This is a genomic window from Sphingomonas sp. BL2 (genome assembly GCF_056680015.1).
Map to the genome: position 1 here is coordinate 1,578,546 of NZ_CM155261.1, position 23,696 is coordinate 1,602,241.

General features: G+C 66.5%; 18 protein-coding genes and 1 tRNA gene. 14 read left to right on the top strand and 5 right to left on the bottom strand.

The features are described from left to right. Positions 1 to 97 precede the first annotated feature (97 nt). Positions 98 to 1,405 carry a sugar porter family MFS transporter gene (locus tag AC1ME3_RS07335; protein ID WP_480955448.1) on the top strand — a complete coding sequence of 436 codons (1,308 nt, stop codon included), beginning with the start codon at positions 98 to 100 and terminating at the stop codon, positions 1,403 to 1,405. 125 nt (positions 1,406 to 1,530) lie between these two features. After that, positions 1,531 to 4,119 (top strand): TonB-dependent receptor, encoded by a 2,589-nt coding sequence (locus tag AC1ME3_RS07340; protein WP_480955787.1) that lies wholly within the window; start codon positions 1,531 to 1,533, stop codon positions 4,117 to 4,119. A gap of 21 nt (positions 4,120 to 4,140) precedes the next feature. Here the strand turns inward: AC1ME3_RS07340 and AC1ME3_RS07345 are convergent, their stop codons facing one another. Next, positions 4,141 to 6,240 (bottom strand): TonB-dependent siderophore receptor, encoded by a 2,100-nt coding sequence (locus AC1ME3_RS07345; RefSeq protein ID WP_480955449.1) that lies wholly within the window; start codon positions 6,238 to 6,240, stop codon positions 4,141 to 4,143. A 57-nt stretch (positions 6,241 to 6,297) separates the two neighbouring features. On the opposite strand from AC1ME3_RS07345, the gene AC1ME3_RS07350 reads away from it, so the two are divergent. The 6 genes from AC1ME3_RS07350 to AC1ME3_RS07375 all read left to right on the top strand — a co-directional run bounded on the left by AC1ME3_RS07350 (position 6,298) and on the right by AC1ME3_RS07375 (position 16,576). Further along, complete coding sequence (locus tag AC1ME3_RS07350; protein WP_480955450.1) at positions 6,298 to 7,539, top strand: acetyltransferase domain-containing protein; 1,242 nt, start codon at positions 6,298 to 6,300, stop codon at positions 7,537 to 7,539. Between the two features lie 118 nt (positions 7,540 to 7,657). Then, positions 7,658 to 10,489 carry a M16 family metallopeptidase gene (locus tag AC1ME3_RS07355; protein ID WP_480955451.1) on the top strand — a complete coding sequence of 944 codons (2,832 nt, stop codon included), beginning with the start codon at positions 7,658 to 7,660 and terminating at the stop codon, positions 10,487 to 10,489. A gap of 17 nt (positions 10,490 to 10,506) precedes the next feature. Next, complete coding sequence (locus AC1ME3_RS07360) at positions 10,507 to 10,806, top strand: hypothetical protein (protein ID WP_056063904.1); 300 nt, start codon at positions 10,507 to 10,509, stop codon at positions 10,804 to 10,806. 89 nt (positions 10,807 to 10,895) lie between these two features. Beyond that, a complete protein-coding gene (locus AC1ME3_RS07365; RefSeq protein WP_480955452.1) occupies positions 10,896 to 12,809 on the top strand; it encodes a CocE/NonD family hydrolase in 1,914 nt (637 codons plus the stop codon). A 138-nt stretch (positions 12,810 to 12,947) separates the two neighbouring features. After that, positions 12,948 to 15,458: a DegT/DnrJ/EryC1/StrS family aminotransferase gene (locus tag AC1ME3_RS07370; protein ID WP_480955453.1), complete on the top strand. Its 2,511-nt coding sequence runs from the start codon at positions 12,948 to 12,950 to the stop codon at positions 15,456 to 15,458. A gap of 29 nt (positions 15,459 to 15,487) precedes the next feature. After that, positions 15,488 to 16,576, top strand: coding sequence for a glycosyltransferase family 2 protein (locus AC1ME3_RS07375; RefSeq protein WP_480955454.1), 1,089 nt, complete (start codon positions 15,488 to 15,490; stop codon positions 16,574 to 16,576). A gap of 19 nt (positions 16,577 to 16,595) precedes the next feature. Here the strand turns inward: AC1ME3_RS07375 and AC1ME3_RS07380 are convergent, their stop codons facing one another. Beyond that, entirely contained in the window at positions 16,596 to 17,300 is a 705-nt protein-coding gene (locus tag AC1ME3_RS07380; RefSeq protein ID WP_056063892.1) for a murein L,D-transpeptidase catalytic domain family protein, read from the bottom strand. Between the two features lie 204 nt (positions 17,301 to 17,504). Between AC1ME3_RS07380 and AC1ME3_RS07385 the strand changes: the two genes are divergently transcribed. Continuing rightward, on the top strand, positions 17,505 to 18,119 hold the full coding sequence (locus AC1ME3_RS07385; protein WP_480955455.1) for a L,D-transpeptidase family protein: 615 nt from the start codon (positions 17,505 to 17,507) through the stop codon (positions 18,117 to 18,119). Positions 18,120 to 18,202: 83 nt separating this feature from the next. Here the strand turns inward: AC1ME3_RS07385 and AC1ME3_RS07390 are convergent, their stop codons facing one another. After that, on the bottom strand, positions 18,203 to 18,829 hold the full coding sequence (locus tag AC1ME3_RS07390) for an HAD family hydrolase (protein ID WP_480955788.1): 627 nt from the start codon (positions 18,827 to 18,829) through the stop codon (positions 18,203 to 18,205). A 4-nt stretch (positions 18,830 to 18,833) separates the two neighbouring features. After that, positions 18,834 to 18,959, bottom strand: coding sequence for a type B 50S ribosomal protein L36 (ykgO, locus tag AC1ME3_RS07395; RefSeq protein ID WP_003046794.1), 126 nt, complete (start codon positions 18,957 to 18,959; stop codon positions 18,834 to 18,836). 158 nt (positions 18,960 to 19,117) lie between these two features. On the opposite strand from ykgO, the gene AC1ME3_RS07400 reads away from it, so the two are divergent. From AC1ME3_RS07400 to AC1ME3_RS07420, 5 genes are all read left to right on the top strand, one after another. Further along, the gene (locus tag AC1ME3_RS07400; protein WP_480955456.1) at positions 19,118 to 19,744 is read left to right on the top strand and encodes a DUF4136 domain-containing protein; all 627 of its coding nucleotides are present in this window, start codon (positions 19,118 to 19,120) and stop codon (positions 19,742 to 19,744) included. An 11-nt stretch (positions 19,745 to 19,755) separates the two neighbouring features. Then, a complete protein-coding gene (locus AC1ME3_RS07405) occupies positions 19,756 to 20,874 on the top strand; it encodes a M14 family metallopeptidase (RefSeq protein ID WP_480955457.1) in 1,119 nt (372 codons plus the stop codon). A gap of 123 nt (positions 20,875 to 20,997) precedes the next feature. Further along, positions 20,998 to 21,684, top strand: a complete 687-nt coding sequence (gpmA, locus tag AC1ME3_RS07410) for a 2,3-diphosphoglycerate-dependent phosphoglycerate mutase (RefSeq protein WP_480955458.1) — start codon at positions 20,998 to 21,000, stop codon at positions 21,682 to 21,684. Between the two features lie 185 nt (positions 21,685 to 21,869). Beyond that, complete coding sequence (purE, locus tag AC1ME3_RS07415; RefSeq protein WP_120300935.1) at positions 21,870 to 22,325, top strand: 5-(carboxyamino)imidazole ribonucleotide mutase; 456 nt, start codon at positions 21,870 to 21,872, stop codon at positions 22,323 to 22,325. Positions 22,326 to 22,350: 25 nt separating this feature from the next. Beyond that, positions 22,351 to 23,418, top strand: coding sequence for a 5-(carboxyamino)imidazole ribonucleotide synthase (locus AC1ME3_RS07420; RefSeq protein ID WP_480955459.1), 1,068 nt, complete (start codon positions 22,351 to 22,353; stop codon positions 23,416 to 23,418). 180 nt (positions 23,419 to 23,598) lie between these two features. Here the strand turns inward: AC1ME3_RS07420 and AC1ME3_RS07425 are convergent. Further along, positions 23,599 to 23,674: transfer RNA gene (locus AC1ME3_RS07425), tRNA-Phe, on the bottom strand. Between the last annotated feature and the right edge of the window lie 22 nt (positions 23,675 to 23,696).

Here is a 23,696-nt window from a genome sequence, read left to right on the forward strand (position 1 = left end):
TTTTCGCGCATCGAAATGGGCGGCGTTGGTCTTGCGAAGGCGCGTAAAACGTTCACAACACGGTGATGACGATCATTCCTTCCATCGACGGCGCCCTGTGAGCGCGCAGCCCCGCACGATCCTGATCGCGAGCGTCGCCACCGCCGCGCTCGCCGGGCTGTTGTTCGGTTTCGACACCGCGGTCATCGCCGGCGTCACCGGCGCACTGAAGGCGAAGTTCGCGCTAAGCGAGGCGTGGCTCGGCTTCACCGTCTCGTCGGCGCTATGGGGGACGTTGATCGGCGCGCTGTTCGTGGGCACGCTCGGTGATCGCTATGGCAGCCGCAACGTGCTGCGGATGCTCGCCTTCCTCTACGTCGTCACCGCACTTGGCTGCGCGCTCGCCTGGAACTGGCACAGCTTCATCGGCTTCCGCTTCATCAACGGCATCGCGATCGGCGGCTCGTCGGTGCTCGCGCCCGCCTATATCGCGGAGCTCGCACCGCCCGCCCAGCGCGGGAAAATGGTCGGCGGGTTCCAGTTCGCCGTCATCCTCGGGATCCTGCTTGCCTATGTCTCGAACGCAGTCATCGGCGCGCTCGATCTCGGCGATGTCGAGTGGCGCTGGAAGCTCGGGATCGTCGCGGCACCGTCGCTAGTCTTCTTCGGCCTCCTGTTTCGCATTCCGAACTCGCCGCGCTGGCTCCTCGCCAAAGGTCGCGATGCCGAAGCGAAGGACGTGCTGGCGCTGGTCGGCATGAGCCCCGACGTCGCGCGCGCGGACCTCGATGCGCCCAAGGGCGATGCGTCGCTGTCCTGGACGCGCCACCGCAAGCCGATCACGCTCGCCTTCCTGGTCGCGATGTTCAACCAGTTCAGCGGCATCAACGCGTTCCTCTATTACCTCAACGACATCTTCAAGGCGTCCGGCGGCAGCCTCTCGCCCGACTTGCAGGCGGTGATGATCGGAGTCGCCAACATGGTCTTCACGCTGCTCGGGATGCTGCTGATCGATCGGATCGGCCGCCGCACGCTGCTGCTCTGGGGCTCGGCGGGCATGACCGCGGCGCTCACCGTCGGCGGGTTGGCGCTATTGGGAGTCCTGCCCAGCTGGCTGCTGCTGCCGTCGCTGATCGTCTTCATCATGTTCTTCGCGCCAGGCTCGGGCGCGGTGATCTGGGTCTATATCTCGGAGGTTTTCCCGCAGAACGTCCGCGCCCGCGGATCGAGCATCGGGTCGTCGAGCCATTGGGGCTGGAACGCGGTGATCGCGCAGGTCTTCCCCGTCGCCGCGGCATGGTCGGCAGGCGCCCCGTTCCTGTTCTTTGCCGCGATGATGGCCGTCCAGTTCGTTACCGTGTTCCTATACTTCCCCGAGACCAAGGGCGTGCCGCTGGAGGAGATGGAAGCGCATATGTCGCGATAAGCCGCGCTTGTGACGAAAGCACCGCCGAACCGGCACAATCCTGCGACAATTGCCGCCTAATCGGCATGCTCGATCATCGGGGTGGAACGGGTATGCGCAGTTTGGGTCTGGTTCTGGCAGTGAGCATGCCCGCAATGGTGGCCGCGCAACAGGCACCCTCGCGTCCCGCTGCCGCGCCCGCCGCGCAAGCGCCCGAGCAGGACGAGGCGCCCGAATCCGAGGAGATCGTCGTCACGGGTTCGCGCAAGCTCCCCGGCGCGGTGATCGGCGACATCCCACCCGACCAGACGCTGGGCCAGGCCGAAATCCGATCCTACGGCGTCAGCACGGTCTCCGACCTGCTCAACGAACTCAGCCCGCAGACCACCAGCGGTCGCGGCAGCGGCGGCGCGCCGGTCGTGCTGCTCAACGGCCGCCGCATCTCCAGCTTCAGCGAGATCCGCGACATCCCGACCGAGGCGATCCAGCGCGTCGAGATCCTGCCCGAGGAGGTCGCGCTCAAATACGGCTACCGCGCCGATCAGAAGGTCGTGAACTTCGTCCTGCGCCGCCGCTTCCGCGCGGTGACCGCAGAGGCCGCCGACACGCAGGCGACCGAGGGTGGCGGCAACACCCCCAAGGGCTCGCTCGACATGCTCAACATCGCGCGCGATCGTCGGCTCAACCTGCACGTCGAATACACGTCGAGCGAACCGCTGACCGAATCGCAGCGCGACATCCTCCAGCCCCAGCAGACCGCGAACAGCGCGCTCGGCGCGGACGGCAATGTCGTCGACCAGCGGCCGTTCCGCACGCTCCAGTCCGCGACCAGCACCTTCACCGCGAACAGCGTCTATGCGCGCAACATCTTCGGCAACATCGGCGCGACGATCAACGGCCGCCTCGAATCGACCGACAGCCGCAGCCTCAACGGCCTGCCCGTCGTCGCGCTGACACCGTTCGGCAGCACCACGTCCGTCAATCGCGCGATCGAAGACGACGGCGTCCTGCCGTTGACCCAGCGGACCTCGTCGATCGCCGCGCATCTCGGCACCACGCTCAACGGCGATATCGGCACGTGGCGGTGGAACGTGACGGGCAATTACGATCGCAGCGACACGCAGACCTTCACCGAGACCGGCGTCGACGCGAGCGCCTTCGCTGCCCGAATCCGCGCAGGCGATCCGACCGCCAACCCGTTCGGCCGCCTGAGCGCGAGCGACTTCGGCGCACTGCCCGGCAACCGCGCCTATGCGACGCAGAGCACCGGCGAACTTGACGCGGTCGCGAACGGCAACCTGTTCTCGCTGCCCGCCGGTTCGGTCTCGACGACGATCAAGCTCGGTGCCGAAACCGCCGATTTCAAAAGCCGCTCGTACCGCACCGTCAATCTCCTGGGGGTCGATACGCAAGGCCGGGTGTCGCGCGACACGGTCAACGGGCAGGTCAATGTCGACGTGCCGCTGACGAGCCGGTCGAAGGACGTGTTGCCGTTCCTCGGCACGCTGTCGGCGAACTTCAACCTTGCCGAGGATCATCTGTCGGACTTCGGCACGCTGCAAACGCTCGGCTACGGCGCGAACTGGTCGCCGATCGAAGGCGTGCGCGTGATCGCATCCGTTACCGACACCGACGAGGCACCGACCGCGCAGCAGCTTGGCAACCCGTCGATCACCACGCCCAACGTCCGCGTGTTCGATTACGTGCGCGGCGAGACCGCGACCGTCACGACGATCAGCGGCGGCAATCCCGGGCTGGTCGCGGACAACAATCACGTCAAGAAAGTCGGGCTGACGCTGAAGCCCTGGTCCGCCAAGGATCTCTCGATCACCGCCAACTATGTCGAGAGCCGGGTCGACAACCCGATTGCAGCCTTCCCCGCAGCGACCGCGGCGATCGAGGCGGCGTTCCCCGATCGCTTCCAGCGCGACGCCGGCGGCAACCTGCTTCAGGTCGATCGTCGGCCGATCAATTTCGCGCGCAGCGATCGGTCCGAACTGCGCTGGGGGATCAACTTCTCCGCGCCGCTTAAGTCGAAGATCCAGCGCGAGCTCGAGGCGTATCGTGCCGGCACCGGTCCCAACCCGTTCGAGGGTCTGCAACCGCCAGGTGGCCGTCGTCCCGGTGGCGCAGGCGGCGATGGACCGCGCGGCGAGGGCGCGCGTGCCGGTGGCGGTCCCGGCGGTGGCGGCCCAGGCGGCGCCGGTGGTGGCGGACGCGGCTTCGGCGGTCGCGGCGGGCAGGCCGGTGGCCGCATCCAGTTCGCGGTCTACCACACCTGGCACTTCACCGACCGGGTGCTCGTCGCAGACGGCGGCCCTAGCCTGAACCTGCTCAGAGGCGACGCGATCGGCAACAGCGGCGGGCAGGCGCGTCATGAGCTGGAGGCGCAGGCGGGGTACACCAACAACGGCCTCGGCGCGCGGATCTCCGCCAACTACGCGACCGGCACGCGCGTCAACGGCGGCACGATCGCCGCACCCGAGACGCTCAACTTCGGCGGCCTCGCCACCGCCAACGCGCGGCTGTTCGCCGATCTCGGCCAGCGCCTCGAATGGGTGAAGGCGCATCCGTGGCTGCGCGGCATGCGCATCAGCCTGTCGGTCGACAACGTCTTCAACACCCGCCAGCGCGTCACCGATGCGACCGGCACGGTCCCCAACACATACCAGCCCGACTATCTCGACCCGCTCGGCCGCACCGTCCGGCTGAGCATCCGCAAACTATTCTTCTAACGGGGAAACGGTCGCCGCGGATCACCGGCTCAGGCGGACCGACAGGCGGACCGTCCGCGGCGCCCCGGGGAAGATCCATACCGGGCTGTACGAACTCTGCGCGAACCGGGCGTCGAACAGATTGTCGGCCTCGGCGCGCACCGACAGGCGCCGCGAGACTGCGTATTCGACCGCCGCCTTGGCCTTCACATAGTCGGGCAGGACGAGCCCGCTGGTATCGATCGCGCCCGCCCGCTTGCCGACATAGCTGGCACCGGCGCTGATCGAAGCTCCACGCCCCTCGTCGTCGAGGAAGCGCCCGATCGCGAACAATGTCGCGGCATGTTCGGGCACGTTCAACACGCGGTCGGTCGTGAAAATGCTGTCGTCTGTTCGCGCGCGCGTCCACGCATAGTTGGCGACGACCTGCCAGCGTTTCGCCAGGCGCACCGACGCGTCGAACTCGATCCCCTTGCTCGACAACTTGCCGACCGGCGCGAGGAAGTTCGGATCGACCGGGTCGTTGGTCAGGATGTCGCGCTTGGCGATGTCGAAATACGTCACCGCAATGTCCACGCCCGGCAATGCGGCCGTGCCGCCGATCTCGTATCCCTTGCCGCGTTCGGGTGAGAAGCCCTGATTGTCACGCCCCGTACCCGAGTTGAGCAGGAAGCTCTCGCCCCAGTTCGCGTGGACCGCGAAGACGTCGTTCAGCGCGTATCGGCCACCCAGCCGGAAGTTCACCGGCTCGTCGACCGTGCGCCCGACCACGCCCGTACGGTTGTTGCGGATCTGCTGGCGATACGCGTCGAGGCGGACGCCGCCGGTCACCGTGAACCGCTTCGTCACGTCCCACATGTCCTGCGCATACAGCGTGGCCGACCGCCGCGTCTCGTCATTGTCCGTGAACGGCGCCAGCGGCAGCGCCTGCCCGCCGTAGACCGGCGCGAACACGTCGATCGCATACGGGTTGGCCGCAGTCGGGTTCCGCCGCAACAGCCCCTCGTGATAGTCGAGCGTATAGCCCTTCACGCCGACGCTGGCACGGTGTGCGCCGAACCGTCCGGTCAGTTCCAGCCGCGCGGACAGATCGTCGACGGTATAGTCGCGCGCCCGCCGCTGGCGCCACAGCGTCTGGCCGCCGACGAGCCGCGACTGGTCGGACGAGAACCCGCGCAGCGATCCCGTCCGCCAAGCTACGCCGCCATTGAGCGAGATACGGTCGTCGAGCCGCGCCTCGCCAGTCAACTGGTGACGCTGGTTGCGAAACCGCGTCGTCCCGTCGCCGGGCTCGCCGTAGAAGCGCGACCGGGGCAACGCGTTGGCGTCGCCGCCGATCGCCGGGATGCCGCGGTCGAACGGTGCATCGAACCGCGTGATCTCGCCGACATAGGTCAGCCGAAGGCCATCGCGCGGTGCCCAGGTCAGCGAAGGCGCGACGACGCGGCGGCGCAACGGCACGAAATCGCGCCAGCCATCGCTGTCCTCGGTGGCGACGACGATCCGCGCGGCGATCGTGTCGGACAGCGGACCGGTCGCATCGATCTCGACGCGGCGCGTGTCGAACGAGCCATAGGTGAACGTCGCGGTCGCGCCCGGCGTGAAGCGCGGCGTCTTGCTGACGATGTTGACGCGGCCGCCCGGATCGATGTCGCCGAACAGCGCGCCGGCCGGGCCCTTCAACACCTCGATCCGCTCGGTCGTCGCCGGATCGCGCGGTGGCGCAAGGCCCCGATTGGCGAGGAACCCGTCGACATAATATTCGGCGCCGCCGTCGGGCGTGCCGAGAAACCCGCGGATCGCGAAATTGTCGAGAAAGCCGCCGCGGTTGTTCTGGTTGCTGACCCCGCTGACGAGTTCGAGCGCGTCGCCGAGCCGGTACGTCCCGGCTGCCGTGAGCAGGTCGCGCTCGAGCGAGCGGCTGGATTGCGACATGCGTTCGGTGGCGAGGTCGGACGACAGGGTGCGATCCGCCCGCGTGCTGCGCGTGCCGAGAACGACGATCGTGTCGGCCTCGCCCTCAACCCGTCGTTCCTCGCGCTCCGGCTCGCGGTCGGTCTTGTCCTGCGCCTCGGCAGGAACGGGGCAGGTGAGCAGAAAAAACGTGCTCGCGAAGGCGATCGATCGTGGACGCGTCGACAAAAAATGTTGCCTTCTCTGTGATGATGTAACATCGCGATTGGCGGAGGTGCTTCGATCTTGTCAACCGTTTTCAGCCCGATGCCCAACGTCGCCGGAACGCCGGCCGCAGCGTCCGATACCCATGTGCAAGCTCCGACGGGCGCGCAGGCCAAGCGGTCGCGGATCGTCTCGGTCGATGCGCTGCGCGGGTTCGTCATGCTGCTGATGCTCGTCGATCACACCCGCGAACTCTTCTATTACCCTATGCAGGTGAGCGACCCGATGGCGTTGCCCGCGACGCCGCCGACCCTGTTCTTCACGCGGCTCACGGCGCATCTGTGTGCGCCCGTCTTCGTATTGCTGACCGGGCTCGCGGCGTCGTTATACGCGGACTCGCGCAGCGGCGAAGCTGGCGGCGGCAGGGCAGCGGCCTCGTCGTTCCTGTTGAAGCGCGGACTGTTCCTCGTCGCGCTCGAAGTGACGGTCGTCAATTTCGCCTGGTCGTTCGATCCCACCCCCGCGATCGTCTATCTCCAGGTGATCTGGGTGATCGGGCTGGCGATGATCGCCCTGGCGGCGCTGGTCCATCTTCCGCGCATCGCCGTGCTCGTCCTCGGGCTGGCGATCGTGCTGGGCCACAATCTCCTCGATCCGATCACCTTCACGCCCGACCAGCCGGGCTATGTCGCCTGGAGCATGCTGCACGATCGCGGGTTCATCGACCTGCCGTTCGGCGCGCGGGCGCGGACGTCCTATCCGTTGCTGCCCTGGATCGGCGTGATCGCGCTCGGCTGGTCGATCGGGCCGTGGTTCGCGCGACAAGTCGACCAAGACGTTCGCCGCCGCCGCCTGATGGTGACCGGCGCTGCTGCGCTCGCGTTGTTCGCGGTACTGCGCGCGCTCAACGGCTACGGCGAACCGCTGCCGTGGCAGGTCGGCACGACGCCGCTCGCAACGGTCATGAGCGTTCTCAACCTTACCAAATATCCGCCGTCCGCGGACTTCATCCTGTTGACGCTCGGCATCGGCCTGCTGCTTTTGGCGGCGTTCGAGCGCACATCGGCGCGTTGGAGCGCCGTGCTGGTGGTGTTCGGATCGGCGCCGTTGTTCTTCTATATCCTGCACCTCTATCTGCTCCACGGCGTGAACAGCCTGATCGGTGCGGTGACGGGCGGCGCGACCAAGGGGCTGGTCAGCGTCCCGAACGTCGCGTCGATCTGGCTCGTTGCCGCCGCCGCCGCCGTGCCCTGCTGGTTCGCGTGCCGATGGTTCGGACGGTTCAAACGGACCCATACCGGCTGGTGGTGGCGGTACCTGTAAGACGTACGATGTACCGTCGAGAACCGCCTCGAAATTCGATATATCTATCTGTTGCCCGGCGACAAAGCGTGGCTATGCTGCGACGATATCATTCTGAAACACGGGGTAATGTTCGCATATGGCTTTGAAAATGACCGCGCTTGCCGGCGTCGCCGCAATTGCCCTCGTCGCGCCTGCATCCGGTCAGGGCCAGCGTACGGTAACCCCAGCGGCAAAGCCCGCGCCGGTCGCCGACTTGGTCAAGTCGGTCGACATTCCCTACCAGCAGTTCACGCTGAAGAACGGCCTGCGCGTCGTCGTGCACACCGATCGCAAGGCGCCGGTGGTGGCCGTGTCCGTCTGGTATAATGTGGGCTCGAAGTTCGAACCCAAGGGCAAGACCGGCTTCGCGCATCTGTTCGAGCATCTGATGTTCAACGGCTCCGAGAACGCACCCGGCGATTTCTTCGAGCCGCTGAAGCAGGTCGGCGCGACCGACTTCAACGGCACCACCTATTTCGACCGCACCAATTATTTCGAGACGGTGCCGACCGCGGCGCTCGACCGCGCGCTGTTCCTCGAATCCGACCGGATGGGCTATCTCACCGGCGCGATCACGCAGGGCGTGCTCGACGAACAGCGGGGCGTCGTCCAGAACGAAAAGCGCCAGGGCGACAACCAGCCCTACGGCCTGACCCAGTACAAGATCACCGAGGGGCTGTTCCCCGCGGATCACCCGTACGGCCACACCACGATCGGCTCGATGGCGGATCTCGACGCCGCCTCGCTGCAGACGGTGAAGGACTGGTTCAAGGATCATTACGGCCCGAACAACGCGGTGCTCGTACTCGCCGGCGACGTCGATACGGCGACCGCCAAGCGGCTCGCCGAGAAGTATTTCGGGGGCATCCCGAAGGGCCCCGAAAGCATTGTCCCGCCCGCGCCGATCCCAACCCTGCCGGCTCCGGTCAGCGAGACGATCAAGGACCGCGTCGCCGCCGTCATGGTTAGCCGCAACTGGGTGGTGCCGGGCCTGAACGACAAGGACGGCACGGCGCTCGACGTCGCGGCCGGCGTGCTCGGCGGCCTCGCCAGCAGCCGGTTCGATACCGCGCTGGTCAAGAAGGAGAAGCTCGTCGTCAGCATCTCCGCCTATAATCGCAGCTTCAGCCAGCTCGGCATGTTCGGCATCCGTGCGATCGTCCGGCAGGGCGTCGACCCCGCGCTCGTGTCGAAGCGGATCGACGAGATCATGGCGGACTTCATTAAGAACGGGCCGACCGCCGACGAGGTCAGCCGCGTCGCGACGACGACCGCGGCCAGCACGATGGAAGGCCTCGAGTCCGTCGGCGGGTTCGGCGGCAAGGCGGTGACGCTGGCCGAGGGCGCGCTGTATTCGAACGATCCGGGCTTCTACAAGAAACAGCTGTTGCAGCTCGCCGCCGAAACGCCCGCGAGCGTGAAGGCCGCCGCGGCGAAGTGGCTGTCGCGCCCGGCCTATTCGCTGACCGTCGTGCCCGGACCGCGCGACGCCTATGCCAATGCGGTCGTGCCGCCCAAGGTCGACGTGCCGCCCGCCGCAGACGTGCCGTTCAAGGGTACGCGCGGGCCGCTGCCCGGCGTTGGCACGGTTGCCGGCCTCAGCTTCCCGGCGGTCCAGCGTACCCGCCTCGCGAACGGTATCGAGCTGGTCTACGCACAGCGCACCGCCGTTCCCGTCACACAGGCGGTGCTCAGCTTCGACGCGGGCGTCGCGGCCGACGTCCCCGGCAAGCTCGGCACGCAGCAACTGACGCTGTCGATGATGGACGAGGGCACGGCCACGCGCGATTCGGTCGCGCTGGCCGAAGCCAAGGAGCGTCTCGGCGCGGAGATCGGCACGGGCGCGTCGAACGATCGGACCTTCCTGTCGTTGCAGGTGCCAAGCGCCAATCTCACGCCCGCGGTCGACCTGTTCGCCGACATCGCGCAGAACCCGGCGTTCGCCGATGCCGAGGTCGCGCGCGTGAAGAACCAGCAGCTCGCGCAGATCGCGCAGGAACTGACTAGCCCGCAAGGGCTGGCGACGCGCGTCCTGCCGAAGCTGCTCGGGCCGACCTCGCCCTATGCCAAGGCGCAGGGCAGTGGCGATCCGAAGGCGGTCGCGGCACTGACCCGTGCCGATCTGGTCGCGTTCCAGCAGGCGTGGCTGCGGCCGGATAAGGCGAAGATCTTCGTCGTCAGCGATCGTCCGCTCGCCGAGGTGAAGGCGGCGCTCGATGCGCGCTTCGGAACATGGCGGCCGACCGGCGCGGCGGGCGTGAAGGCGTTCCCGGCGACCGTGACGCCGTCCGCGCCGAAGATCGTGCTGATCGACCGGCCGGACAGCCCGCAGTCGCTGATCATCGCGGGCGTGCCGACCGGGCTCAAGGGCACGCAGGACCTCCTGCCGATCGCGACCGCGAACGATGCGCTCGGCGGCAGCTTCCTCGGCCGCGTCAACATGGACCTGCGCGAGAGCAAGCACTGGTCCTACGGCGTCTCGGGTCGCTTCCAGCAGTCGGAAAACGCCGCGCCGTACATCCTGTCGGCACCGGTGCAGGCGGACCAGACCGGTCCGTCGATCACGGCGCTGCGAAACGATGTCGGCGCGTTCCTTGGCAAGGAGCCGATGACCCAGGCGGAGTTCGACCGGGCGATCAATGGCGCGATCCGCTCGCTTTCGGGTAATTTCGAGACGTCGGACGCGGTGCTGGGCGCGATGCAGCAGAACGATCTGCTCAAGCGACCCGACAATTACTATGCGACGATCACGCAGCGATACCAGGGCCTTAACCTGCCACAACTCAACACCGCGATCCAGCAGGCGCTCGACCCGAAGAAGACGATCTGGGTCGTGGTCGGCGATGCGAAGACGGTGCGGCCGCAGCTTGACAGCATCGGCCTCCCGGTCGAGGTCATTCCCGCGGCGTCGGTTGCCGGCGCCAAATAATTTCAGGAGAGAGAGCAATGGCAAACGTCGATGGCAGCTGGGATTGCGTGGTCAAGTCGCCGCTGGGCGACCAGAAGATGACGTTGACCGTCAACAGCGCTGGCAACACCTTCACCGGTGCGGTGTCGGGTGCGATGGGCGGCATGGACGTCACCGGTGACGTCGATGGCGACACGATCACCTGGAAGCAGAGCATGACCGTGCCGATGCCGATGACGCTCGACTGCAAGGCGACCGTCGAGGACGACGTCCTCAAGGGCAGCGTCGCGGCAGGTGCCTTCGGCAGCTTCCCGCTGACCGGCACGCGGACGGCCTGATCGCCTGAATTGCTATGAGAGGGGCTCGTCTTTCCACACGGAAAGGCGGGCCTTTTTCTTTTTCAGTCCGGGAGGGAAGGAAGAAGAAAATGACATCCACGACCCATCTGTTTGCCGCCTGCGCGATCGCCGTGCTGGCTGCCACGACAACCACCCCCGCGACCGCGCAGAATTACGACGAACGCCCCGCCAAGATGGCGCCGCGCGATGTCGGCTACGATTATGTGCGCAAGGTGGTCGAGATCCCGATGCGCGACGGGGTGAAGCTGCACACCGTCATCATCGTGCCGAAGGGCGCGAAGGATGCCGGCATCCTCATGACGCGTACGCCCTACGACGCCGACGGCCAGACGAAGGTCGATAGCGGCACCTATGCCGGCATCCTCGAACATGGCGACGGCGCGGGCGACGTGATCGCGGCGGCGGGCTATATCCGCGTGATCCAGGACGTCCGCGGCATGCACGGCTCGGAGGGCATCTACATGATGAACCCCGCGCGCGCTGGCACGCCGCAGAACCCGACCAAGACCGACGACTCCACCGACACCTACGACACGATCGACTGGCTGGTGAAGCACGTCCCCGAATCGAACGGGCGCGTCGGGATCAGCGGGATCAGCTATGACGGCTTCCTGCCGCTGATGGCGCTGATCAATCCGCATCCCGCGCTCAAGGTCTCGGTGCCGATGAACCCGATGGTCGATGGCTGGCGCGGCGACGACTGGTTCCACAACGGCGCCTTCCGCGAGGGCATGATGCCCTACGTCCTCGGCCAGGAAGCGACCAAGGATGCCGGCACGCCGTGGATCACCGACACCGCGGACGATTACGACTATTATCTCAAGGGCGGCTCGGCCGGCGCGATCGGCAAGGCGCAGGGGCTCGAACAGCTCGGCTTTTGGCGCAAGATCACGCAGCATCCTGCGTACGACTCGTTCTGGTCGACCCAGGCGATGGACACCGTGCTCGCCGGCCAGCCGCTCAAGGTGCCGACGCTGATCGTCGGCGGGTTGTGGGATCAGGAGGACATCTACGGTGCGCCCGCGGTCTACCGCGCGCTGGAGCCCAAGGACACCGCCAACGACATGGTCTATCTGTCGATGGGCCCTTGGTATCACGGGCAGGAGGTGCGCGACGGCAGCGCGCTGGGCGCGATCAAATGGGATGCCGACACCGCCAAATGGTGGCGCTGGCACGTCCTCGCGCCGTTCCTCGCGCATTATTTGAAGAGCGACCAGCCGGCGATGGACGTCGCCCCGGTGACGATGTTCCAGTCGGGTCGCAACGAATGGCAGAGGCTCGACAAATGGCCGACCGCGCAGGCCGCGGGCACGCCATTGTACCTCAAGCCCGGTGGCACGCTCGGGTTCCAGGCGGCCGGCGGCGCGGCGACTACCGCGGACTATATCTCCGATCCAGCCACGCCGGTCAGCTACCGCGTGCGCCCGACGCTGCCGACCTATGCGAGCGGATCGACGTGGAAACAGTGGCTGGTCGACGATCAGCGCGCGGTGTCCGGCCGTCCCGACGTACTGACCTTCACCACGGAGGCACTGACCACGCCGACCACGATCGCGGGTGTTCCGGAGGTGAACCTGACCGCCTCGACCAGCGGCACCGACAGCGACTGGGTGGTGAAGCTCATCGACGTGTATCCGGACGTCTATCCCGGCGACAAGGCGATGGCGGGCTATCAGCTGTCGGTGGCGATGGACATCTTCCGCGGCCGCTACCGCGAGGACCTCGCCGTGGCCAAGCCGATTGCGGCGAACGTGCCCTTGAAATACAAGTTCGCGCTGCCGACCACCAACCACGTCTTCCTGCCCGGCCACAAGATCATGGTGCAGGTCCAGTCGAGCTGGTTCCCGCTCTACGATCGCAATCCGCAGACCTTCGTCCCGAACATCTTCTTCGCGCAGCCGAAGGATTACGTGAAGGCGACGCAGAAGGTGACGGTCGCCGGACCCGACGAAAGCTACATCAGCCTTCCGCTAATACGTTGATTAGTCTTACATCATCCCGGACACGTGCCGGGATGATGTAAGGAAAACATCGCCCGGCATCCGTCGAAATGTGGCAGCTTTACTGGTTCTTAGGAGGCCGTGGATCATAGGTCTGCGGCACAACAGACCGGATCGCCGATGAAACGCCTCCCCCTGATCGCGCCAAACCCGCCGCGGCTGAGCGAGCACCTCGATGCGCTGCGCCGCGTCGAGGCGTCGGGCGTGTTCAGCAACAACGGTCCCGAGGTTCGCGCGTTCGAGGCCGGCGTCACCGAGAAGCTCTTCGGCGGCCACGGCGCCAGCCTCGCGGTCGGCAATGCCACGCTCGGGCTGATGCTCGCGATCCGCCACGCATCGGGGATGCGTACCGGTGGTCTGAACCCCAAGCAGGGCACGCTCGCGCTGATGCCCGCACTCACCTTCGCCGCGACCGCGCAGGCGGCGGCATGGGCGGGGCTGACGCCGCTGGTGTGCGACATCGACGCAAACGACTGGGGTGCGTGCGCGCTGGAGGAGGAGCGGCTGCTCCAGCGCCACGGCGAGCGGATCGGTGTGGTCGTACCATATGCGACGTTCGGCAACGCGATCGACCTCGACCGCTACGTGCATTTCCAGCGGCGCTACGGTGTCGGAATCGTGATCGACGCGGCCTCGTCGCTCGGCACGCTCGACGATTCGGGGCTCGGCTTCGGTGCACGCGCGCCGTTCGCCGTGGTGCATTCGATGCATGCCACCAAGACGTTCGCGGTGGGCGAGGGCGGCTTGATCCATAGCGGTGACGTCGACCTGATCGCGACGCTGCGCTCGATGGGCAATTTCGGGTTCGAAGGCAGCCGCAACGCCACGCTGCCGGGTATCAACGCCAAGCTGCCCGAGATCACCGCCATCATGGCGCAGACCAAGCTGGCCGAGATCGACGGAATCGCCGACCACCGCGCCGTGTTGGAGGAAACCTACCGCGCGACGCTCCCCGATCTCCAGTTCCAGGCGGTGTCGGGCCAGCGTCGCTCGATGCAGTTTATGCCGGTGCTGCTCCCCGAACACATCGCGCACCACCGCGACGCGATCGTCGAGGCGATCGAGGCGGACGGCGTCGGCTGCGGTCGCTATTTCAGCCCGCACCTCGGCGAACAGCCCTGGTTCCAGGCGACCGCGATGATCGAGCCCACCCCGGTCGCCGACAAGATCGCCGGGCGGATGCTGTCGCTGCCGATCACCGATGCGATGTCGGTCGCAGACGCGCGACGCGCTGCCGAAGCGCTCGCGAACGCCTGCGCGGCGATCGTCCGGCCGCTCGACCGGCGTGCGTCGGTGCGTGGTGCCCATGGCAAGATCGCCTCGGTCATCGTGATCGGCGGCGGCCCCGCGGGGACGGCGATGCTGACCTCGGCGACCAAGCGCGGCCTGCTTCCTGACCTCGCCGCGTCAGGGCTGATGGTGATCGAGCGCGGCAATGCGATCGGCGGCGGGCGGCTCGGTCGCTATGCGATCACGTCGGATTCGACCGCGCAGACCTTCCTGACCGCGGTCCGAGGCAACGTGCATCCCGCACTCGCGCGGCTGGTCGATCATCCCGCCGGACGCGCGGTCGCGGCACATGAAGGCGCGTTGGGCGTGCCGCTGACCGAGGTCGGGCCGCTGCTGCGCGCGACCGGCGACCGGCTGACCGATATCGTCCGCGCCAATCGCGGCGTGGTGCTGACCGGGCATGAGGCACTAGGCGCAAAACGCGTCGGCGAGGGGCTGTGGAGCGTCCAGGTCCGCCGCCTCGCCGATGGCCATGTCTTCGAGCAACTCGCGCGCAACATCGTCGTCGCGACCGGCGGTCACCAGCCGCTCGACCGGCTCGCCACGCAGCGGGTCGCGGGGGCCGGCCTGATGGAGATGGCGAGCGGACGCCTGCTCCAGTCCGACGACGTGCTGACGACCGGCGGGTTCGAGAAGGTCGCCGATATCCTGACCGGCAAGCGCGCGCCGAAGATCGCAGTGATCGGCGGTTCGACCAGCGCGCTGACCACGATCGCGCTTTTGCTGAAGAGCCAGCCGCCGCTGCCATTGGGGGCAGGGGCCATCACGCTCCTGCACCGCAAGCCGCTCCGCCCCTTCTATCATTCGGTCGAGGCCGCGCATGCGGAAGGGTTCACCGATTTCGGCCCCGACGACATCTGCCCGGTGTCGGGGTTCGTCTACCGCCTCGCCGGTTTCCGCCTCGAAGCGCGCGACCTCGTGCTGCGGATGCTCGGTATCGACGGCCGCGTGCCCGATCCCCGCGTGGCGTTGCACCGGATCACGGGCGACGACGACGCGGTCGCACAGGCGGCAATCGCCGAAGCGGATCTGGTCATCGCGGCGCTGGGCTATCGACCGATCGCGATGCCGATCGCCGACCGCGACGGCGCACAGATACCGCTCGCAGCCCATGACGGAAAGCCGATGGTCGACCGCCACTGCCGGATCGTCGACGATCAGGGCGCACCGATCCCAGGCTTGTACGGTCTTGGTCTGGCCGCCGGCTTCGTGCCCTGGGGTGCTCTCGGTGGCGAATCCAGTTTCTCCGGGCAGGCCAATGGCTTATGGCTCTGGCAGAACGACGTGGGGTTGATGATAATCGATCAGGTGATGGCATCGAAGGCACTGGCAGCAGCGTGACGTCGGACGATCGAACGGCTGATCCCGTCGTGAGCCCCGCCGTTAGCCCCGTCGTCAGCGTGGTCATGGCCGCGTATAATGGCGCCGGGTTGATCGAGGAGACGCTCGCCAGCCTAGAGGCACAGACCTTCACGGATTTCGAGGTGATCGTCGTCGACGACTGCTCGACCGACGACACGCGCGAGGTGGTGCGCGCGTGGCCAGATCCCCGCGTCCGACTGGTCCAGATGGCAAAGAACGGCGGCCCGGTACTCGCGCGCAACCGCGGCTTCGCGGAAGCACGTGGCCGCTACATCGCCGCGCTCGATCATGACGATATCTGCCGCCCCGATCGCTTCGAGCGGCAAGTGGCGTATCTCGACGCGCATCCAAAGACCATCTTGTTGGGCACCGCCGCCGAACTGCTGACCGCCGGGGTGGTCGGTCCGTCGAGCTACGCGCCGACCACCACGCCCGCGCTGGTCGCATGGCTCACCTGTATCGAGAACCCCCTGGTCTGGTCGTCGACGATGATGCGGACGGAGGTGGCACGACAGCTCGACCCGGTGACACGGCCGGAGCTCCTGTATGCCGAGGATTTTGACCTGTATCAGCGGATCCAGCATTTCGGCGCGATCGCGCGGCTGGACGAGGCGCTGGTCCTGTACCGCGTCCACCCCGGCGGCGTCTCGAAGCGCTTCGTCGATACGATGGAGGCCGCCTCGGTCCGCGTCCTGACCGAACGCTACGCCCGGCTGTTCGACGATCGCGCGGAGCGGATCGCGCGCCTGATCATGCTGCACAACATGGCCAAGCGCCCAGTTCCCGATCGCGCCGCGCTGGCGACGCTGGGCAGTGCGCTGAGCGTCATCCAGGCGGACTTTCTGGCGACGCACGACTGTTCCGCGCATGACATCCGCCTGATCCGCTGGGAGACCGCGCGACGCTGGGGCGATATCGGCCGGGCAGGGCTACGCGCCGGGACGGTCAGCCTGCAAGACGTGCTGGCGGTGCGCCCCGATCATCTCGGGCTCGGCTATGCCGGCGTCGAAGCGCTGTTATGGTCGGGGCTCATCGGCGGCGTCAGGCGCGCCCGCCGGAGGATGCAGCAGAGCCGCATGGCCCAGACCGCGGAGTAGCGCGGTCCGGGCCGGTATTTCAGACCTTGGCGGCGTAGATCATCCGGCCGGCACCGAGCCGAGCGAACACCTGGTCCAGATCGCGCTCGCCGACGGCGAAGCACCCCTGGCTGCGACCGAGCATGCCGTGGCTCTCGATCATGTCCTTGTTCGCGTACCATGCCGAATGCACCACGATCGCACGGTCCAGCGCGTTGTCGTTGGTCGGATCGAGCCCGATCAGGCGCTGCGAGCGGCCATGCTTGCCGACATAATAATCGTCGGTAACGAACGCGCCTTCCGACGAGGCGTTCGAGCCGAAGCGGTTCGAGAAGCGCTCCAGATACCCGGTATGCGCCGGATCCGAACCGCTGCCGTGCGCGACCAGCAACGACGTGCTGCGCCCGCTGGCGAGATCGATGAAGTGGAAGCGCGGCTTGCCCGACGGTGCCGCGAAATCGGCGATCGCGATCCGGTCATGATGCTGGATGCGGCTGCCGTGGCGGCTCAGCGACGCCATCGCCTGACGCAGCAGGTCGGGACGGACCACCTTCGGCGACGTCAGTGCGACCGTCGTGCGCGGCAGCGGTGGCTGCGTCATTGGCTTCAAATCACGTGCGGTGAGCGGACGTCCGAGACGCGTCGTCGCCGACACCGCCCCCGGCACCACCAAAGCCCCCGCCAATACCAAACCATTCTTCAGAAGCGCGCGTCGTTCGCGCACAAGACCTTGCTCGTCGTGCATCGATTTTCCCGAAATTGCCCCGTTTCTTGGGAACCCGTATAGCCGATTTTCCGTGAATATTCTGCAACCATTTCCACTGGTTGTGGGTCCGTTCCCTCGAACTACCCCGGCTTGGGGTCGGTTCGTCGACTCAATCCTTCGACGGCACGTTTTCGAGAATCGCGCGTTGGGCGAAAATATCGGGATTCGAGGACGGACGCGACGATGGGCAAGATGGCGAACGGGACGGCGCGGTCTTTCATGGCAATGGGGCTGACCTTTGCGATCCTCGTGGGCGCAAACCCCGCGCAGGCCGCATCGGCCGCCGCCATCGCCGCGATGCCGATCGAACAGGCCGCGACCGAACTCTCGCCCAACCAATTCGTCTGGAAGGACAATGGCTCCAGCGAGCCCGTCAGCGTCGTCGTCAGCCTTATGGAGCAGCGCGCGTTCGTCTATCGCGGGTCGGTAATGATTGCGGCGACGACGATCTCCAGTGGCAAGGACGGCAAGGACACGCCGGTCGGGACCTATCCGATCCTGCAAAAGAATGCGGTCCACAAGTCGAGCCTGTACGACGATGCGTCGATGCCGTTCATGCAGCGCCTGACCTGGGACGGCATCGCGATCCACGCAGGCCGCAACCCGGGTTTCCCCGCCTCGCACGGCTGCATCCGCGTGCCGCTGGGTTTTGCTAAGCAACTGTTCGGGGTGACGACGCTGGGGACGACCGTGACGGTGACGGACGATTTCGAGGGCGGCGTGATCCCGGAGGCACCGGTCGCGGATCAGGAGACGGCGGTGGCGAACCTGCGCCAGTCGATTTCACTCGAGCAGTGAGCGACGCCACCCCGTCATCCTGACGAAAGTCAGGATCCAGAGTAACCGACCCTGGCGCTAGTGGCTCTGGATCCTGACTTTCGTCAGGATGACAGATGCTGGGCGATCGGGAGACCCAACTCAACCAACCGCGCGCGAAAATCCGCCGCATCGGTAAACAGCACCGATTCGATCCCCAGCGCCTGCGCACCTGCAACGTTCGCCGCGTTATCGTCGACGAATACAGCCTCCTCCGCCGCCAGCCCGAATCGCGCCAGCGCCAGCCGATAGATCGCCGCATCCGGCTTCACCATCTTCTCCTCGCCCGACACGACCACGTCGCGGAACCGATCGAACAGATGCGCTTCACGCGCGCGAAAGGGTGGCCAGAACTCGTGGCTGAAGTTCGTGATCGCGAACAGCGGTACGCCGGCCGCGTCCAGTTCCTCGACGATCTCCTGCATCCCGGCGATTCGCGCACCGATGCTCTCGTTGAATCGCGGCCTCCAGGCGGCGATCAAGTCGGCATGCTGCGGATGCAACGCGGTCAGCTCCGCCGAGGTGTCGGCGAAGTCGCGGCCAGCATCGTGCTGGAAATGCCAGTCGATCGTCACGACGTCGCGCAGGAACGCGTCGAGCGCCCGATCGTCGTCGATCAGGCGCTCGTACAGGATCCGGGGATCCCAGTCGTAAAGGACACGACCGACGTCGAAGATGACGGCCGTTATCAGGGCTTTAGCCCTGGCGTGCCTTGAAGCGACGGTTGGTCTTGTTGATGACGTAGGTACGGCCACGACGACGGATCACGCGGTTATCGCGGTGACGATCCTTGAGCGACTTCAGGGAATTGCGGATCTTCATGATCGATTCGCTTCTTTTCAAATCTAGGTGTGCGGAAAGACGGGATCGCCTAATGGCGGGGTGTGTCCAAGTCAAGCAACGGACACGCTCCTACCATCCGGGAACCCACTCGGCTGGTCGGAGCGTTACTATAGCGCAACATTCTAAGGAAGTCCCCGATGGCGGTTCGTTCGATCCTGGTCCTGGCGCTGGCAAGCGCATCCCTCACCGCGTGCGCGACCGGCCCGTCGCTGCCGCCTACCGAAGTGCTGCGCTATCATCTCGGCGAGCCGATCGACCGCGGTACCATCGCCGTCCAGCCGCTGACCGCCGGCGGCCCCGCCAGCATCGAGTTCAAGACCTACGCCGCCGCCGTACAGGGCCAGCTGCTCCAGGCCGGCTACAGCGTCCCCGCACCCGGCGCCAAGCCGTTGCTGGTCGCGACCGTCGGCTTCACCCGCACCACGCAGGCAGGGCCACCCAAGCAGTCGCCGATCAGCATCGGCATCGGTGGCGGCGGCTTCAGCGGCGGCGGTGGTCGTCGTGGTGGCGGCGGAGGCGTCGGGCTCGGTGGTGGCGTCGGCTTCCCGATCGGCGGCGGCGGCAGCACCGCGATTCTCGTCTCCGAGCTGTCGGTGACGATCAAGCGCAGCGCCGACCAGTCGCCCGTCTGGGAAGGTCGCGCCCAGTCGTTCGCCGACGCCCGCAAGGAGGACGCACGGACCGATATCCAGGCCGACAAGCTCGCGCGCGCGCTGTTCATGGGGTTCCCCGGCGAGTCCGGTCGCACTATCCAGGTGAAATGAACGCGCAAACCATGAGCCCGACCATCAACGCAGCCTTCGATGGCGGCAACATCCATGTTGTCGCCGTCGAGGGAGACCGAATCGACCTGGAGATCGTCACCGATTTCCAGTCCGATTTTTTCCAGTGGTTCTACTTCCGCGTGGCGGGCGCGGCCGGCCGCACGCTGACCTACCGCATCCTCAATGCGGGCAAGTCGGCCTATCCGTTTGGCTGGCCGGGCTACAAGACGCGCGCCAGCACCGATCGGCAGGCGTGGCGGATGATCGAGACACGCTATGAAAACGGCGTGCTCGAATTTGACTTTACCGCCGATACCGATCTCGCCTGGTTCGCGTATTTCGCGCCCTACACGATGGAAATGCACGAGGCGCTGGTGGCGCGCACCGCGCTCCTGCCGGGCGTCGCGCACCGCGAACTCGGCCAGTCGCTCGACGGTCAGGCGATCGATTGCTTCACGATCGGGTCGGGCCCGAAGCAGGTCTGGATCTACGGTCGCCAGCACCCAGGCGAATCGATGACCGAGTGGTGGATGGAAGGCGCGCTGGAGCGGCTGACCGATTCGGCCGACCCGATCACTGCGGACCTGTTGGCGAAGGCGACCTTCAACGTCGTTCCCAACATGAACCCGGACGGCACGCGCCGCGGTCATCTGCGCACCAATGCCGTGGGGGTGAACCTCAACCGCGAATGGCACACGCCGACGCCGGAGAAGAGCCCCGAAGTCCTCTGCGTGCGCAACGCGATGGACCTGACCGGCGTCGACGTCGCGATGGACATCCACGGCGACGAGGCGATCCCCGCGAACTTCATCGCCGGCTTCGAAGGCATCCCGTCCTGGACCGACGCCCACGGCGATAAATTCTACGAATACGGCCGGCGGCTCGCGGCGCACACGCCGGATTTCCAGACCGAGAAGGGCTATCCCAAGTCCGCACCGGGGACCGCGAACCTGTCGATGTCGACCAACCAGCTCGCCGAGCGCTTCGGTGCGGTGTCGATGACGCTGGAGATGCCGTTCAAGGATCACGACGCCAATGCCGATCCCGAGTTCGGCTGGTCGCCCGAGCGGTCGAAACAGCTCGCGCATGCGATGCTCGAGACGCTTGCCGGCATGATCGATGAAATCTGACCCGATAACAACGGCTTGGCACGGTTTGGAGGCTTGGGTTCAAGCGCTGCGGACCGTGCGTTGGCCTAACCTTATCCTAACCTTTGAACGCTTCCGTTCAGTCCCGCCATCGCAGGAGCCCGAATGCCGACCCTAGTCCTGATCCGCCACGGCCAGTCCACCTGGAACCTTGAGAACCGCTTCACCGGCTGGTGGGACGTCGACATGACCGCCAAGGGTGAGGCAGAGGCCAAGGCGGCAGGCGAGCTGATGGCTGCCAAGGGCCTCGACTTCGACCAGACCTTCGTCAGCCTCCAGACCCGTGCGATCAAGACGCTCAACATCGCGCTGGAGGCGATGGGCCGCCTCTGGCTTCCGGTCGAGAAGGACTGGCGTCTCAATGAGCGTCACTATGGCGGCCTCACCGGCCTCGACAAGGCCGAGACCGCCGCCAAGCACGGCGACGCGCAGGTCCATATCTGGCGCCGCAGCTTCGACGTCCCGCCGCCGGTCTTGGAGGACGACAGCGAGTTCGACCTCTCGAAGGACCGGCGTTACGACGGCATCGCCATCCCCAGGACCGAGAGCCTCAAGGACACTATCGCCCGCGTCCTCCCCTACTGGGACGAGCGGATCGCCCCCGCGCTCAAGGATGGCCAGCGCATCCTGATCTCCGCGCACGGCAACTCGCTCCGCGCGCTGGTGAAGCACCTCTCCAACATCCCCGACGACGAGATCACCAGCCTCGAGATCCCGACCGGCCAACCGATCGTCTACGAACTCGACGCGGACCTGAACGCCACCGACCGCTACTACCTCAGCGAGCGCTGAGCTCCGCGCGCCGTCATCCTGACGAAAGTCAGGATCCAGAGCCAAAGACGTCGAGGTTCGTAGCTCTGGATCCTGGGTCGAGCCCAGGATGACGGAGTCGGGCGACGGTTGCCCAATCCCCCCCACGTCGCTAGGCACGGCGCTCCTTGAATCAGGGGGCAATCGTGGCTCTAGTCGGCATCATCATGGGCAGCACCTCCGATTGGGAGACGATGCGCCACGCCGCCGAGACGCTCGACGCGCTCGACGTCGCCTACGAGACCAAGGTCGTCTCCGCGCACCGCACCCCGCAACGCCTCTACGACTATGCGACCACCGCCGCCGATCGCGGCCTCAAGGTCGTGATCGCCGGTGCAGGCGGCGCGGCGCACCTCCCCGGCATGGCCGCCTCGATGACGCATCTCCCGGTACTCGGCGTCCCCGTCGAATCGAAGGCACTGAAGGGCATGGATAGCCTGCTTTCGATCGTCCAGATGCCCGGCGGCATCCCGGTCGGCACGCTCGCGATCGGCAAGCCCGGCGCGATCAACGCAGGCCTGCTCGCCGCCGCGATCCTCGCAACGTCCGACGATGCACTCGCCGAACGCCTCAAAGCTTGGCGCGCCGCACAGACCGACGCCGTCGCCACTGACCCCGCCTGAAGACGATAGCCTGAAAGACGCTGACATGACGCCGCTTCCCCCCGGATCGACCATCGGCATCCTCGGCGGAGGCCAGCTGGGTCGCATGCTCGCCACCGCCGCGGCCCAGCTCGGCTATCACACGCATGTCCTCGCGCCCGACCAGGAGAGCGTCGCCGCGCAGTCCGCCTCGACCATGACGCGCGCCGATTACCACAACCGCATCGTGCTCGCCGACTTCGCCGACGCCTGCGACGTGATCACCTACGAGTTCGAGAACATCGCAGTCGAGCCCGTGGAATGGCTCGCAGACCGCGTCCCCGTCCACCCCAGCCCCCGCGCGCTCCGCGTGGCACAGGAGCGGATCGGCGAAAAACGCTTCGTGGAGAGCGTCGGCGGCCGTCCGGCACCGTGGGCTGCGGTCGACAGCCTCGAAAGCCTGCAGGCGGGCCTGAAAGCGATCGGCACCCCCGCCATCCTCAAGACCGCGCGCTTCGGCTATGACGGCAAGGGGCAGGTCAAGATCGATACTCCGGATGGCGCGCAAGCCGCCTGGGACACGATCGGCGGTCCCGCGGTGCTCGAGGCCTTCGTCCCGTTCGACCACGAGTTCTCGATCCTGATCGCCCGCGGCCTCGACGGCAGCATCGCGCGCTACGATCCGCCACTCAACGTCCACCGCGACGCGATTCTGCGGCATTCGACAGTCCCCGCACCCGCCGCGGTATTGGCCCAAGCCGACGAGGCCGCGGCGCTGGCGCAGCGGATCGCCGCCGAACTCGACTATGTCGGCATGCTGGCGTGCGAGTTCTTCGTCGGCGCCGACGGTCCGGTGTTCAACGAGATGGCGCCGCGCGTGCACAATTCCGGCCACTGGACGATCGAAGGCGCCGAATGCTCGCAATTCGAAAACCACATCCGCGCGATCTGCGGCCTGCCGCTGGGCGCGACGACGCTGACCGGGCGCGAAGCGACGATGGAGAACCTGATCGGCGACGACGCGGACCGCTGGGCGGAGTTGCTTGCCGAGCCCGGCGCACACCTGCACCTGTACGGCAAGGGCACCGCGCGGCCGGGGCGCAAGATGGGCCACGTCACGCGGATCGTCCGCTAGAGGCTTCCCATCTGGGGATACCTCGCGATTCCGTTCGGACCCCCTCCGTTCGCCCTGAGCGAAGTCGAAGGGTGTGCCCCAAGCGAAAGTGCTTCGACTACGCTCAGCACGAACGGAATTTGAGGTCCAAGCTCGCGGCCTTGCAAGTGAACCGGCAGCTTAAATCACAAGGTGAGAAAATGGTGCCCGGAGACGGGGTCGAACCGCCGACACTGCGATTTTCAGTCGCATGCTCTACCAACTGAGCTATCCGGGCACGTCCGGTCTGGGACCGGAGA